Annotated in this window: 12 protein-coding genes; 7 read left to right on the forward strand and 5 right to left on the reverse strand. The window is 66.9% G+C overall.

All coding sequences use genetic code 11. From position 1 onward, the window contains the following. The first annotated feature begins 46 nt into the window (after positions 1-46). The 4 genes from BGO82_RS03560 to BGO82_RS03575 are packed head-to-tail and all read left to right on the forward strand — an operon-like array spanning position 47 to position 4,849. Positions 47-964, forward strand: a complete 918-nt coding sequence (locus tag BGO82_RS03560) for an ABC transporter permease (RefSeq protein WP_291304171.1) — start codon at positions 47-49, stop codon at positions 962-964. Next, positions 961-1,794: an ABC transporter permease gene (locus tag BGO82_RS03565; protein ID WP_291304172.1), complete on the forward strand. Its 834-nt coding sequence runs from the start codon at positions 961-963 to the stop codon at positions 1,792-1,794. The genes BGO82_RS03560 and BGO82_RS03565 overlap by 4 nt, the downstream gene beginning before the upstream one ends. Further along, entirely contained in the window at positions 1,791-3,854 is a 2,064-nt protein-coding gene (locus BGO82_RS03570) for an ABC transporter ATP-binding protein (RefSeq protein WP_291304173.1), read from the forward strand. The genes BGO82_RS03565 and BGO82_RS03570 overlap by 4 nt, the downstream gene beginning before the upstream one ends. Then, positions 3,851-4,849, forward strand: a complete 999-nt coding sequence (locus BGO82_RS03575; protein ID WP_291304174.1) for an MBL fold metallo-hydrolase — start codon at positions 3,851-3,853, stop codon at positions 4,847-4,849. Before BGO82_RS03570 ends, BGO82_RS03575 begins: the two co-directional genes overlap by 4 nt. 99 nt (positions 4,850-4,948) lie before the next feature. Here the strand turns inward: BGO82_RS03575 and BGO82_RS03580 are convergent, their stop codons facing one another. Next, on the reverse strand, positions 4,949-5,617 hold the full coding sequence (locus BGO82_RS03580; RefSeq protein ID WP_291304175.1) for an AbfB domain-containing protein: 669 nt from the start codon (positions 5,615-5,617) through the stop codon (positions 4,949-4,951). Positions 5,618-5,715: 98 nt separating this feature from the next. Between BGO82_RS03580 and BGO82_RS03585 the strand changes: the two genes are divergently transcribed. The 3 genes from BGO82_RS03585 (at position 5,716) to mgtA (ending at position 9,341) form a co-directional block, all read left to right on the forward strand. Then, the gene (locus tag BGO82_RS03585) at positions 5,716-5,874 is read left to right on the forward strand and encodes a hypothetical protein (protein WP_291304176.1); all 159 of its coding nucleotides are present in this window, start codon (positions 5,716-5,718) and stop codon (positions 5,872-5,874) included. 63 nt (positions 5,875-5,937) lie between these two features. Then, on the forward strand, positions 5,938-6,759 hold the full coding sequence (locus BGO82_RS03590; protein ID WP_291304177.1) for a universal stress protein: 822 nt from the start codon (positions 5,938-5,940) through the stop codon (positions 6,757-6,759). 56 nt (positions 6,760-6,815) lie between these two features. Next, positions 6,816-9,341 (forward strand): magnesium-translocating P-type ATPase, encoded by a 2,526-nt coding sequence (mgtA, locus tag BGO82_RS03595; RefSeq protein ID WP_291304178.1) that lies wholly within the window; start codon positions 6,816-6,818, stop codon positions 9,339-9,341. On the opposite strand, the gene BGO82_RS03600 is transcribed toward mgtA, so the two are convergent. The 4 genes from BGO82_RS03600 to BGO82_RS03615 all read right to left on the reverse strand — a co-directional run bounded on the left by BGO82_RS03600 (position 9,319) and on the right by BGO82_RS03615 (position 14,002). Further along, positions 9,319-11,994 (reverse strand): bifunctional acetate--CoA ligase family protein/GNAT family N-acetyltransferase, encoded by a 2,676-nt coding sequence (locus BGO82_RS03600; RefSeq protein ID WP_291304179.1) that lies wholly within the window; start codon positions 11,992-11,994, stop codon positions 9,319-9,321. The genes mgtA and BGO82_RS03600 overlap by 23 nt on opposite strands. Positions 11,995-12,006: 12 nt before the next feature. After that, positions 12,007-12,678: a CBS domain-containing protein gene (locus BGO82_RS03605; protein WP_291304180.1), complete on the reverse strand. Its 672-nt coding sequence runs from the start codon at positions 12,676-12,678 to the stop codon at positions 12,007-12,009. A gap of 68 nt (positions 12,679-12,746) precedes the next feature. After that, the gene (locus BGO82_RS03610; RefSeq protein ID WP_291304181.1) at positions 12,747-13,001 is read right to left on the reverse strand and encodes a hypothetical protein; all 255 of its coding nucleotides are present in this window, start codon (positions 12,999-13,001) and stop codon (positions 12,747-12,749) included. Positions 13,002-13,003: 2 nt separating this feature from the next. Further along, the gene (locus BGO82_RS03615; RefSeq protein ID WP_291304182.1) at positions 13,004-14,002 is read right to left on the reverse strand and encodes a glucokinase; all 999 of its coding nucleotides are present in this window, start codon (positions 14,000-14,002) and stop codon (positions 13,004-13,006) included. Between the last annotated feature and the right edge of the window lie 32 nt (positions 14,003-14,034).

Below are 14,034 nucleotides of genomic sequence, written 5' to 3' on the forward strand. Positions count from 1 at the left end.
CATCGTCTGAGGTACTGCACCCTGAGAGACCGCGAAGGAGGCAGCGTTGGCAGGCTTCGTCATCAAGAGGCTGTTGCAGGCAGTGTTAACGGTGATCGGCGTGATCACGGCCGCGTTCTTCCTGACGCGACTGGCTGGTGACCCGGCGGCTCTGCTGCTCCCGCCGGAAGCCACGCTCGAGGAAACGCAAAGGTTGCGGGCGGCGCTCGGTCTCGATCAACCGCTGTTCGTCCAATACCTCCTCTTCATGGGCAACGCCCTCAAAGGCGACTTCGGCATGTCGTTGCGCGAAAGCGTGCCCGCCATGAGTCTCGTGCTGGATCGCGTTCCGGCGACGCTGGAACTGGCGCTGTCGTCCTTCGCCGTCGGTGTTGGCCTCGCCTTCATCCTTGGCATTCTCATGCGCATGACGCGGCACAACTGGGTGCGCGACCTCATCACATGGATCGCCCTGGCCCGCCAGGCTATTCCCGTCTTCTCGTTTGGCTTGGTGCTTATCCTGATTTTCTCGATCTGGCTGAAGTGGCTGCCGTCCTACGGGCGCGGTACGCCGGCACATCTCGTCCTCCCTGCGCTGACCCTGGGCACCTACGAATTGGCGCTCTATCTTCGGCTCTTCAACTCATCGCTGGCCGCCGAGCAGCGAAACGACTACGTCCGCACGGCCTTCGCCAAGGGACAGGGACGCATCCAGGTGCTGCTCCAACACATGCTGCCCAATGCGCTGTTGCCGCTGGTGACGGTCGCCGGCATCAATCTGGGCATGCTGCTGGGTGGCACGGTCGTCACTGAAACCGTGTTCAGCTGGCCCGGTGCAGGACGCCTTATCGTTCAATCGGTAAGCCAGCGCGACTATCCGGTCATCGTCGCCGGTGTGTTCGTCATCTCGGTCATGTTCGTGATCATCAACCTGATCGTCGATGTCCTCTACGGCGTTCTCGATCCGCGCGTGAGACTGGCATGAAGGCTCGCTTCTCGCCTTTGCAGACGATCGCCATTCTGCTCCTTGCAGTCATGGCGGTGCTCGTCATCGTCGTTCCGCTTCTGCCCATATACGATCCCTACGGTCAGAATCTCTCGGATTCGCTGCTGCCGATAGGCGGCCGCTCCTTCAATGGTCACTTCTACTTGCTGGGTACGGACACGCTGGGTCGTGACATGTTGTCCAGACTTGCCCTCGCCGGTCAGGTGTCCACGCTCATCGGCCTAAGTGCCGTCGCCGTCAGCCTCGTCATCGGTGTGACGCTGGGCCTGATTGCGGGATATTTTCGTGGGCCGATCGAGGCCATCATTATGGGCCTCGCCGATTTGCAGCTCTCGATCCCGCGCGTGCTGTTGCTGATCGCAGTGACCGCCATTGTCGGGCCAAGCGTGGCCGGGCTGGCCATCATACTTGGCGTCACCAGTTGGGTCTCCTATGGCCGTGTTGCCCGGGGCATGACGCTAAGCCTCAGGGAGCGCGAGTTCATCCTGTCTGCTCGGGTACAGGGGGCTTCGGCAGTCTGGAACATCCGCCAGCACCTGTTGCCCAATGTGCTGCCACAGATGCTGATCGTGGCATCGTACGAATTCGGCATGATCATCGTGCTGGAAGCCTCGCTCAGCTATCTGGGTCTTGGCGTGCAACCCCCGTTGCCGAGTTGGGGCATGATGGTGGCCGAGGGACAGAACTATCTCGCGCTTGCGCCACACCTCGCCATCATGCCCAGCATCGCACTCTTCATCCTCGTGATTGGATTCCAGTTCCTGTCCCAGGCCTTCACCAAGGAAAACGACCTGGAGATGGTCGCATGACTGATGCTGCCATCGCCGCTGAAGCCACTCCTACCACGGCCCTCGATCGTGTCCCCGTGCTCAGCGTTCACAATCTGTGCATCGAGGTCAAGACACCTGATGGCGAGCGTGTCGAGTTGGTCCGCGATGTTTCCTTCGATGTGAACGAACATGAAGTGCTCGGTCTCGTCGGCGAGTCCGGATCTGGCAAGAGCCTCACCATGCTGGCCGTGTTGGGGCTGCTTGGCAGCGGATTGCGTATCGTCTCGGGCAGCATTCGGCTGCGCGGGCAGGAGATCACCAACCTGTCCTTCCACGAGATGCAGAAGATCCGTGGGAAGGCCGTCTCGATCATCTTTCAGGATCCACTGACGACGCTCAATCCGGTTCTCCGCGTCGGAAAGCAGGTCGCCGAGGCCATCCGCCTGCACAATCCAGACAAGGGCGAGGCCGAGATCAAGGCGCGGGTCATCGAACTGCTGAGCCTGGTGGGTATCCCCAATCCCGAGCGGCGTTATAGCCAGTTCCCCAACGAATTTTCCGGCGGCATGCGCCAGCGCGTGGTCATTGCCATGGCGATGGCCAATGAGCCCGACCTGCTGATCGCCGATGAGCCGACCACCGCTCTCGATGTGACGATCCAGGCCCAGGTGATGGAGGTCCTGGCCGAAGTACGCGCCCGAACCGGCGCGGCCATGGTCCTGATCACGCATGATCTGGGTCTCGTCTCCGAATACGCCGACCGGCTCGCCGTGATGTATTCGGGTCGGATCGTCGAGCAGGCGCCATCGGCGGAATTGTTTGCCTCGCCGCGACATCCCTATACCGCCGGTCTGATCGCCAGCCTGCCACAGCTCGAGCGCAAGGTCGAAACGCTCTACTCGATTCCAGGCTTCGTTCCAGATCCGAGGAAGCGCCCGACCGGCTGTGCTTTCGCCCCGCGCTGCGCCATCGCCAACGGGCGTCCACTATGCTTGTCGCAAAGCCCCGATCTCGAGAGTATCGGCGCGAACCGAGCTGTTGCCTGTCACTACTCCGCCGAGACCGCAGCCTGGTCCACGGCGTATCAGGCGAAACTCGAGAACGTCGCCACTGAGACGCCGTTGCCCGTGCGCAAGCAGGGCGACGGTACCACCGTCCTGCGCGCATCGAATCTGAGCAAGGTCTTCACCGTGCGCGGCAAGGGGCTGCAGCGCTCCAAGCTCTACGCTCTACGCAATGTTTCCTTCGACTTGAAGGCCGGAAAGACACTGGGTATTGTCGGCGAGTCCGGCAGTGGCAAATCCACGCTCGCCCGCGTCTTGCTACGCCTCGCCGAGGCGGGTGGCGGCGAAGTGTACCTCAACGGTAGCCCATTGTTTTCTCTTAGAGGCCGCGAGTTGCGCCAGCGTCGTCGCGATCTTCAGGTGGTGTTCCAGGACCCGTATTCTTCGCTGGATCCACGCATGAAGATCCATGACGTCATCGCGGAGCCGCTGCGCATCGCTGGCAGCTATTCGGCGGAACGGGTCAACCAGTTGCTCGAACATGTTGGCTTGACGGCCGCTGCGGGACAGCGTCGATCTCCTGAGTTCTCCGGCGGCCAGCGCCAGCGGATCGCGATCGCCCGCTCTCTGGCACTCAACCCGGATGTCCTCATCCTGGATGAAGCCGTTTCGGCACTCGATGTTTCCATCCAGGCTCAGATCATCAATCTGCTGAAAAAGCTGCAGCAGGATCTGGGGCTGACCTATGTCTTCATTTCGCATGATTTGTCCGTCGTCAGGCACATCTGCGACGAAATCGCGGTGATGTATCTCGGCCGTGTCATCGAATACGCCTCCACAGAGGCTGTGTTCAGCACGCCGGCACACCCCTATACGCGCGGGCTGCTGGCCGCCATTCCTCGTATCGGGATGTGGCCTCACGGCAAGGGCCTCCTTGCCAGGGGCGATCTGCCCAACCCGATGAAGCCGCCCTCGGGCTGCGCTTTCCGCACGCGCTGTCCGATGGCGACGGCCTTGTGCGCAGAAAACGAGCCTGTCTTGAGCGATCATGCCGAGACAAGTCATCTCTCGGCCTGTCACTTCGCCCTGGCATGACGAAGCAGACGACGGCATCGGATCGGGCCCGATTGCCTCTAACGGCCTGGGCCGAGGATGTGCAGCGCCTGCAATTGCCGATGCCGGCCTTTGGTGGCGTCAATTCCTGGATCATCGGACCGCCCGGCCGGCAGGCGATCATTGACAATGGCCTCCCGGGCCCGGAAACGGCCGCGGTTTGGGATGCTGTTCTGGCGGAAAAAGCCTGCTCTGGTCTCGACGCCGTTCTTTTGACCCACATGCATATCGACCATGTTGGACAAACCGCCAAGCTCATCGCTCGAACCGTGCCGCTCTATATGTCCGTGTGCGAGCACGCGGACCTGACGCAACTTTCGGAAATGCGGCCGTCGGCACGGCAGGACGCGGAAATGGCATTCCTGAAGAGCGGTGGCCACCCGCCGCCGAATGGGCCATCCTCGCGAGACTACGGGGTGCTGGCGCCCATTCCCAGGACCTTCGTTCCTCTCGAGACGGGAGCTGAAATCCTGCTTGGCGGCATCGCCTTTGAGATCATGCTCGGCGGCGGCCATTCGTCCGCTGCCGTCTGCCTGATCTGCAGGGACCGGAAGCTGATCATCGCCGGTGATCAGATACTGAGTGGCTCCGGTCCCCAGATCGCGGTTTGGCCGCACCGGCCCGACGCCGATCCGCTGGAACATTACTTCGACTTTCTCGATCGGCTCGAGGCTCTGCCGGACGATCTTGCGGTCCTACCTGGTCACGGCAGCCCAATACTGGATTTCAAAGCGCAGGTCGCACGCATCCGAAACGGCCATCTCGCGCGACTTGATCGCCTGCGCAGCGCGATCGAGGCAGCAGCCAGTTGCGCGGACCTGATTCCTCTGGTCTTTCCCGGCGGGATACCTTCGCAACTGCACAACCGTGTTCCCTACCTCGTGCGTCCCCTCGTCAACTACCTTGCCAATCGAGGCTACCTGCGCCCCCAACTCGATGACACGGGCATTCTTAGATTTGAGCCAGTCGCACGATAGCGCAATCCTGACGGCGGCAAGAGTACCATTGGCCTGGAAGCCCGTTTGCTAACCCGGAGTAAGGCTGCGGTCCTCGATCGAGCGACCGATCGCTTCGACCTAACGAGCGTCGGCAGGGACTCGGAAGTATCGGCTCTCCGCGTCGAACGCGGGGCTGTGGTCGGTCGCTTCAAGCACGACCGCGGTCCCTTGCATGCGGATGAAGTAGCCCGGGCGGCTGATGGATTCCAGGGACAGGCTGCCGCCGGCCGCGAACTTCACCTTGAAGGAAGCGTCTCGGGCAAACTCGGAGGTGCCGTCGTCCTTTTCGACGACCAGCGCGTCTCCCTTGCGGCGGAGATACCGGCCGATCTGCTGTGCCGACTCGAAACTCGCAAATAGAATGCCATTCTCGCCGTCGAGGGCCGAATGCCAGATGATGCGGCCATCGGCCGTTTCGCGTCCGGACGATTTGTCTGCCATGATCGGCTGTTCCGCCTGCGGCGACAGATAGCTCGTCAATGCGCTGGCGGATTCGATGGTTCGGCCGTGGCGCGTCAGCGCCGGTCCCGAGGTAAAGTTTGCATCCTCGTAGTAGAATGACCTGATCGACAATCCCCAGAAACGGTCAGCGTGTCCGGCGCAGTCTTCAGCGTTTCCGGGACATGCCGCCGGATTCGACGCGAATCGGCGGACATCGCGCGTCGGCCGTGTCGATGTGGGCAGCTTCGCTCGTTGCTGATGGACGTGCCCGCCGGCCTCGATCTGTCGGCCGGGCCAGCGCGTCATGGGCGGCAATGACGAGCGGCAGAAGGCGGCCGCAGCGTTTGATCGTCGTCAAGACCTGCCGGCCCGCGGGTGCTTTGCTCGGCGCCAGGAAGGCAGCCATGAGCGATGAGTCCCTCAGGCAGGACATCCTCGACGAGCTCGAATTCGGGCCGTGCGTCGATGCCAGCAGGATTGGCGTCGCCGAGCAGGGCCGCATGGTTCGCCCCCCGTCAGCGAAAACAGCAACCAGCTCGCGGTGGGTTGAGCCGGATCAATGACCGCACATCGGCGCCAGGCTAAGCCGGCATTTTCGCCCCGCGGGCGCACAACGGAGACAGCAAGTGGAAATTCGTTCGATACTCGTCAATGTCGACATCGCGACGCCGGACTCGGCGGCGCTGCGCTATGCCATCGATCTTGCGTCGCAAACCGGCGCCTCGCTGCTCGGGCTCGCCGCGGACCAGCCCAATATCGCCTATGCCGGCTGGGGAGCCGAGGCAGCCGTGCTCGACGTCTATTCGCTCGAGCGCGCCGAGATCGAAGCCCAGCTCCAGCAGGCCGAGAGCGCCTTCGGGGCGCTCGTGCCGGCCGCCATCAGCCGGCAGTGGCGCGGCTACGTGTCCGATCGCACCGGGGCTTTGACCGCGGCGGCGGTGGCTGCCGATCTGATCGTCACGGCGTCGGTGACGTCCGCCGCCTTGCAGCAGCGCCAGGTCACCGATCTGGGCTCGCTCGTACTGGCCAGCGGCCGGCCGGTGATCGACGTCGCATCGACCGCGGCGTCGGCCAAGTTCGACAGGATCGTCATCGGCTGGAAGGACACCCGCGAGGCGCGGCGCGCCGTGGCCGATGCGCTGCCGTTCCTGAAGCTGGCGCGCGAGGTGGTGGCCCTCACGGTCACCGAGGGCGACACCGTCGCCGAACGCGCCTCGCTCGACGGCCTCTTGGCCTGGCTGAAGGCGCATGGCATCGCGGCTCGCAGCGACGTCCTCAGCAATCCCGGCGGCTATGCCGACGTGCTGGAGAGCAACGCGCTGTCCCTCGGCGCCGACCTGCTGGTGATCGGCGGCTACGGCCATAGCCGCATGCGCGAATGGCTCTTCGGCGGCGTCACCCGCAGCGTGCTTGCCGCGAATACGCTGAACCGCCTGCTGTCGAACTGAGCACGGGACCGGCGGTGTCGAACTGGCCACATCCGGCGCCGCGGGCCCGCGGGCCGTTGCGGACAGAACCGGCCGACCAGACGCTGGCCGCCGCCGAGGCACGCCTCGGCGCGTCGGCGGGCGGATTGCAGCCGGCGGAGGCGCAGCGGCGCCTGGCCCGGTACGGTGCCAATCGCCTGCGCGAGGTGAACGGCAACCGCCCGCTGGCCGTGCTGCTGCGGCAGTTCCGCTCGCCGATGGTGCTGATCCTGCTGGGCGCCGCGCTGCTGTCGGCTGCCCTCAACGAGGTCGACGAGGCCGCGATGGTCACGATCATCGTGCTGGCCAGCACCGGCCTCGGCTTCGTCCAGGAGTATCGGGCGGGCAACGCTCTCGTCGAGCTGCGCCGACGCGTCGCCGTCGCCAGCCTGGTGCGCCGCGACGGGCGCGACGTCGAGGTGCCCTCCGCCGACATCGTTCCGGGCGACATCGTGCTGCTCCGCGCCGGCAGCCTCGTCCCGGCGGATGCGCTCATGCTCGAGGCATCGGCCCTGCATGTCGACGAGGCAGCGCTCACCGGCGAATCCTTTCCGGTGGTCAAAATCGCTGCGGCGCCCGAGGCGCGACTGACCGCCGACAACCGCGTGCACATGGGCACCTCGGTGCGCAGCGGAGAGGGCATCGCGCTCGTCACCGAGACAGGTGTGCACACCGAGTTCGGCCGCATCGCCGCCTCCGTCGCGGCGGTCGAGCCCGAGACCAGCTTCGCCCTGGGCACGCGCCGCTTCGGCCTGTTGATGACGCAGATCATGTTCGTGCTGATCACCATCGTGCTTGTGGCCAATGTGCTGCTCGGCCGTCCGGTGCTGGACTCGCTGCTGTTCGCGGCGGCGCTTGCCGTCGGCATCACCCCCGAGCTGCTGCCGGCGATCGTCACCGTGACGCTGTCGCGCGGCGCCAGGCTCCTCGCCGATCGCGGCGTGCTCGTCCGCCGGCTCGTCGCGATCGAAAATCTGGGCGCCATGGATGTGCTGTGCACCGACAAGACCGGCACGCTGACGGCCGGCGACGTGCGGCTCGACCAGGCCGTCGACGTCGACGGCCGCGCCTCGACCGAGGTGCTGCGCTGGGCGGTCCTCAACGCCAGCCTCCAGACGGCGCTGCCCAATCCGCTCGACGCCGCCTTGCTGGCGCACCGCGCGGAGCTCGATCTCGCCGGCATCCGCAAGCGCGGCGAAATCCCTTACGACTTCGAGCGCAAGCGGCTGTCGGTCGTGGTCGATGACTTCGGCGCCGATGTCCTCGCCTGCAAGGGCGCGGCGGGTTCCATTCTGCCGATCTGCACCTCGATCGAGGTGGATGGCGTCGCCCAGCCGTTCACGGCGGCGCGCCGGCAAGTGGAGGAACAGCGGCTCGCGGCCTGGAGCAGTGAGGGGCAGCGGGTGATCGCGCTCGGGGTTCGCACCGTCGCCGCCGACCGCGCCTGCGGGCTCGAGGACGAGGCCGGCCTCACGCTGCTGGGCTATCTGCTTTTCGCCGATCCGCTGAAGCCCGGCATCGCCGACACGGTGGCCGCACTGGCGCGGAACGGCATCGGCCTGCGCATCGTCAGCGGCGACAACCGCTATGTCGCCGAGCACGTTGCCGCCGCCATCGGGCTCACGCCCCGGATCGTGGTCGGCGAGGAGCTCGAGGGATTGGCAAGCGCGGCCTTCGCGCGTCGCGTCGCCGCCGCCAACGTCTTTGCCGAAATGACGCCGGACCAGAAGGAGCGGGTCGTCGTGGCGCTGCGTCGCGCCGGCTTCACGGTGGGCTATCTCGGCGACGGCATCAACGATGCGCCTCCGCTGCGGGCGGCCGACATCGGCATCTCGGTCGACAATGCGGTCGATGCGGCGAAGGCATCGGCCGATGTCATCCTGCTGCAGCGCGATCTGCAGGTGCTGCTCGACGGCGTGCTCGCCGGCCGCACCGCCTTCGGCAACACCATCAAGTACATCGCCATCACCATCAGCGCCAATTTCGGCAACATGATCTCGATGGCCGCGGCGTCGCTGCTGCTGCCCTTCCTGCCGATGCTGGCGGCGCAGATCCTGCTCAACAATCTGCTGTCGGACCTGCCGATGCTGGCCGTCTCGACCGACCGGGTCGACGCCGAACTGCTCGCCGCGCCCCGGCATTGGGACTTTCCTGCGCTGGTCCGCTCGATGCTCGGCTTCGGCCTGGTCAGTTCCGCCTTCGACGCGGTGACCTTCCTGGTCCTGCTGCAGGTCTTTCACGCCGCCCCGGCCACGTTCCAGACCGCCTGGTTCGCCGAGTCGCTGTTGACCCAACTCGCCGTCGTCGCCGTCATGCGGACGCGCCAGCGGTTCTACCGGAGCCTGCCGTCGCCGCTGCTGCTCGCCACCTCCGTGAGCGTCGCGATCGTCGCGCTGGTGCTGCCCTTCGTTCCCCTCGCCGGTGTCGTCGGCTTCGTGCCCCTGCCGCCGGCCATGCTGTTCGCCATCGCTGCCATCGTTGTCGCCTATGTGGCGACGTCCGAGCTGCTGAAGCGGTGGATCGGAGTGCTTGGAGCGCCGCTCAGGCCCGCAGCGGCAGGCTGACATGCGCCATCGTCGGCTCGTCGGCCTGCTCGTAGACGAAGCCGAGCTCGGCGCACAGCGCCAGCATGTTCACGTTCTCGCGCAGGACGCGGCCGAACAATTCGCCGATCCCCTCGCGCCTCGCATAGTCGATAAGGCTCAGCATCAGGCGCCGGCCGAGGCCCTGTCCCTTGAGATCGCTGCGCACCATGATCCCGAACTCGGCCGCGTTGCGGTCGGGGTCCGCCGCGTAGCGCACGATGCCCGCCATCTCCCCGCCGGGCTGCTCCAGCGCGATGAAGGCCATGTCGCGATCGTAGTCGAGCTGCGTCAATTGGACGAGCAGATCGTGCGACAGGGTCCGCGTCGGCACCAGGAAGCGCCGTCGCATGTCCTCGGGCTCGATCCGCGCGAGGAAGTCCGGATAGAGCTCGACATCCGCGGGCTTGATCGGCCGCAGCAGATAGCGCTGCGCGTCGAGCTCGATGATCTGCGTCTCGGCATCCGGATAGGGGCGGATCGCCAGCGCCGGATTGGGGGCAGGGACACCCGCCCGCGCCGGATCGATCTCGATGCGCGCGTCCAGCGCGATGACGCCGCCGGCGTCGGCGAGCAGCGGATTGATGTCCACGCCCGTGATCAGCGGGAAATCGATGGCGAGTTGCGACACGGCCACCAGCACCGCGATGATGGCCTCGCGGTCCGCCGGCTTGTGGTCGCGGTAGCCGGCCAGCCGTCGGCTGATCCGCGTCCTGTCGATGAGATCGGCGGCAAGGACGTCGTCGAGCGGGACCAGCCCAGTGGCGGTATCGTCGATGACTTCCACGGCCGTCCCGCCCGCCCCGAACATGATGACGGGCCCGAACGACGCATCGGACGAAAGCCCCACGATCAGCTCTTCTCCGGCCTTGCGGATCATCGGCTGCACGGTGAAGCCTTCGATCGGCAGCGGCGGCGTTGCCGCGGCGAACCGCGCCGCCATCGCCTGCGCCGCGGCGCCGGCCGCCGCGGGTGTCGCGAGGTTGAGCGCGACGCCGCCGACGTCGGATTTGTGCGAGATCGCCTTCGCGCGAACCTTGACCACCACGGCCGGCGCGGTCGCCAGCAATTCGCCCGCGGCGCGTTCCACCGCGGCGGCGCTGTCGGCGATCAGGGTCCTCGGCGTCGGCACGCCATAGGCTGCCAGCACCGCCTTCGCCTCGTCCTCGGTCAGGAGCGAGCGGCCTTCGGCCGCCACCGCGTGCAGCACCGCCCTCGGCACCTCGCGATCGGCGGGCGGAGCGTGCCGTTCGGGCGGAACCTGCTGCAGCCGCTCGCGCAGCACCGACCAGCGCGTGAGCAGGCCGACGGCTTCGGCCGCGGCGGAGGGCGTCTCGAAATCGCCGATGCCCGCGGCGCGCAGGATGTCGCGCGCCGGTTCGGCGGCCTTGTGCCCGAGCCAGCAGGCGAGCAGGGGCTTGTGCTCGATCAATCCGTGCCGGACCTCGCCGGCCACGGCAGCCGCCGCCGCGGACGGATCGGCGAGGGCCGTGGGGCAGTTCATCACCAGCAGCGCATCGACGCCCGGATCGCTGGCCGCCGCGCGGATGGCGGCGCGATAGCGCTCGGGCGGCGCGTCGCCGATGATGTCGATCGGGTTGGCACGCGACCAGGTCGCCGGCAGCGTCGCATCGAGCGCGGCGATCGTCTCCGGCGCCAGCGTCGCGAGCTCGGCGCGATCGTCCAGCAGCTTGTCCACGGCCAGCACGCCGGCGCCGCCGCCATTGGTGACGATGGCGATGCGCGCGCGCTTCAGCGGTCGATAGCGCCCGGTGATCTCCGCCGCCTCGAACAGGTCGGCGAGGTCGTCGACGCGGATGATGCCGGCCCGGCGCAGGGCCGCATCGACCACACGATCGGCGCCGGCCAGCGCGCCGGTATGGGTCGCGGCGGCCTTGGCCGCCTCGGCGTGGCGGCCGGGCTTGACCGCGATCACCGGCTTGATGCGCGCTGCGGCGCGCGCCGCCGACATGAATTTGCGCGGCGCGGGGATGGATTCGAGATACATCAGGATCGCCGAGGTGGCGTCGTCGGCCGCCAATTGGTTCAGGCAGTCGCCGACGTCGACGTCGGCCATGTCGCCCAGCGAATAGATCTGCGAAAAGCCGATGCCTTCGGCGGCCGCCCAGTCGACGATCGACGACACCATCGCGCCCGATTGCGAGATCAGTCCCAGCCGCCCCATGCTGGGCGCAATGTGGGTGAAGCTGGCGTTGAGCCTGGCGCGCGGCGCCAACAGGCCGATCGTATTGGGACCGATGATGCGCAGCAGATGCGGCTGCGCCGCGTCGAGCATCTGCTGCTTTAGCCCGCTCGCCTCGGTAAGGCCGGCGGAGAGGATCACCGCCACCTTCGTTCCCTTCGCGCCGAGCTCGGCCACGATCCCCGGCACGGTCGGCGCCGGGGTCATGACGATGGCGATGTCGGGGGCCTCCGGCAGGTCGGCGATGCGCCGGAAGCATTTGCGTCCCGCAATCTCGTCGTACTTCAGATTGACGGGAAAGACCTTGCCGGCAAACCCGTCCGCCAGCACGTTGCGCAGCACCACGCGCCCGACCGAGCCCTCGCGCGCCGACGCACCGATCAGGGCGATGGAGGCCGGCGCGAGCGTTCGATCGAGATTGCGGATCGTCACCTCGAGCTCCCCTCAGCCCGGGCGAGCGATGGAGAGATGGTCCTCGATGCCGGTGATGCCTTCGACGCCCTCGACGGCAACGTGCGCGGCATCGCGCTCGGCTTCGGATCGCACCCGGCCCCAGAGGTGGACCACGCCGTTGACCACCGTCACTTCGGGGCAGGCCGCGAACACCGTGTCGGCATCGCGCAGCCGGGCCGTGGCGCTGATCTCGAGCGCGCTGTCGCCGGCGGCGATCCTTTCGGGCTTGGCCGCGGCGATGATGCGCAGCAGATCCGCCCGGCTGACGATGCCGACGAGCCGGCCGTCGCGCACCACCGGCGCGCGCTTGATCCCCCGCGTCCCGAACATGACCGCGACATCCGCCAGCGAGGTGTCTTCCGTCGCCGCGACCACCGGCTTGCTCATCACGTCGGCCACCCGCCAGCTGTGGCTCTTGACGAAGTCGCGGGCGGCGCCTTCCGCCGACACGGCCTCGATCCAGTGCGGCCGCGACCCCGTGAGGCCGTATTCGACCCGGCGCAGCAAATCGCCCTCGGTCAGGATGCCAACCAATTGGCCATCTCCATCCACCACCGGAACTCCGCTGACCTTGTGGTCGAGCATCATCTGCGCCGCATGCCGGACACTGTGGGCCGGCATCACCGTGACGATGGCTCGGCTCATGACATCGGCAACGTTCATCGATACCTCCGCTCGGCTGCTCCTGGCAACCGCGTACGGGATGGACTGCGCGCCTGCCTTGATCCGGCTCAAGCGGCCGGCCGGAGCTGGCCGCCGATCTGTGCGAAGAAGGCGTCGACCGTCTCGCGCTTGCAGAGCTCCGTCGCCTCGGTGGTCACGGCCGCCGCGGCCGCGGCGACGTGGTCGACGGGCAGGACCACCAGTTTCCCCGAGCCGCCCGGCCGGCCATGCATCAGCAGCCGCGCAAGGTTCGCCTTCACGCCCGGCCGCTCGCCGTCGTACCAGGCGAGCGTCCGGCGCACCGCGTCGGGGAGCGGCGCCATGGCTAGGCCCGCAGCCGCCGGACGTTGCTGCTGCGCACCGGCAGGCTGTTGGCGAGCGCAACGGCTGCACCGCGCAGGCCGGCATCGGCGCTCGCCTTGATCACGTGGACGGGCGCGTCGGCCAGGTAGTCGTGCCGCTCTCCGGTGCCCTCGAAGGCATCGAGGAAATGCCGGCTCTTCAGCGCCGGCGCGATGTTGGCGGGCATGCCGCCGGCAAGGTACACGCCGCCTGTCGCGCCGTAGTGCAGCGCGACGTCGCCGGCAAAGCGTCCGAGCCAGGTGGCCATCAGCTCCAGCGCCCGGACGGCGGCCGCATCGTCGCCCGACAGCCCCATTTTGGTGATCTGCGCCGGGGTCAGCGTCGCCGGCGGCTGCCCGGCCTCGCGGGCGAGCGCATCGTAGAGGGCCACGAGCCCGCGGCCGGTCAGTACGTCCCCGGCAGGCACGAAGCCGTCACGGCCGGCCACCTTGGCGATGTCGAATTCGTGCGCCAGCGGCTGCGGAAACGTCGCCAGCCGGCTCTCGCCGGAAAGCGCCACCCAGCGCTCGCGCGTCCACAGCAGGGCCGCGGCGCCGAGCCCGGTGCCGGCGCTGATGACGGCGCGGGGATCGGTGCGCTTGATGGCGCCCTTGTTGATGCTGATCAGCTCGTAATTGCCCAGCGTCGGCGTCGCCAGCGCCAGGGCCTCGAACTCGTTGACGAAGCAGATATGCGTCGATCCGGTCACCGCACGGACATCGTTCCAGTCGAACGCCCACGGCAGATGGCTCATCCTCGCCTTCGAGTCGGCCACCGTGCCGGCAATCGAAAGCCCCACCTTGTCGGGCACGCGCGGCAGCGACTTGATGTAGCGCTCGATCGCCTCCATCGGGCTCTTGAAATCGGCGCTGTTGAGCAGCGCGAAATTGGCGATGGCGTATTCGTCGATGTCCACGACCGCGAGGCTGATATACGTCCCGCCGATTGCCCCCACCAATGCCTGCCTGGAATTTTCGGTCATCTCTGCCTCCACCTGTGCGGCCACCATAGCCG

The organism is Devosia sp. 67-54 (assembly GCF_001899075.1).
Taxonomy (GTDB): domain Bacteria; phylum Pseudomonadota; class Alphaproteobacteria; order Rhizobiales; family Devosiaceae; genus Devosia_A.

Excerpts from the sequence above, each read along its gene's own strand:
- BGO82_RS03565 (WP_291304172.1), top strand. The coding sequence starts at position 961 with ATGAAGGCTCGCTTCTCGCCTTTGCAGACGATCGCCATTCTGCTCCTT.
- BGO82_RS03570 (WP_291304173.1), top strand. The coding sequence starts at position 1,791 with ATGACTGATGCTGCCATCGCCGCTGAAGCCACTCCTACCACGGCCCTC.
- BGO82_RS03575 (WP_291304174.1), top strand. The coding sequence starts at position 3,851 with ATGACGAAGCAGACGACGGCATCGGATCGGGCCCGATTGCCTCTAACG.
- BGO82_RS03580 (WP_291304175.1), bottom strand. The coding sequence starts at position 5,617 with ATGACGCGCTGGCCCGGCCGACAGATCGAGGCCGGCGGGCACGTCCAT.
- BGO82_RS03585 (WP_291304176.1), top strand. The coding sequence starts at position 5,716 with ATGAGCGATGAGTCCCTCAGGCAGGACATCCTCGACGAGCTCGAATTC.
- BGO82_RS03605 (WP_291304180.1), bottom strand. The coding sequence starts at position 12,678 with ATGAACGTTGCCGATGTCATGAGCCGAGCCATCGTCACGGTGATGCCG.
- BGO82_RS03610 (WP_291304181.1), bottom strand. The coding sequence starts at position 13,001 with ATGGCGCCGCTCCCCGACGCGGTGCGCCGGACGCTCGCCTGGTACGAC.
- BGO82_RS03615 (WP_291304182.1), bottom strand. The coding sequence starts at position 14,002 with ATGACCGAAAATTCCAGGCAGGCATTGGTGGGGGCAATCGGCGGGACG.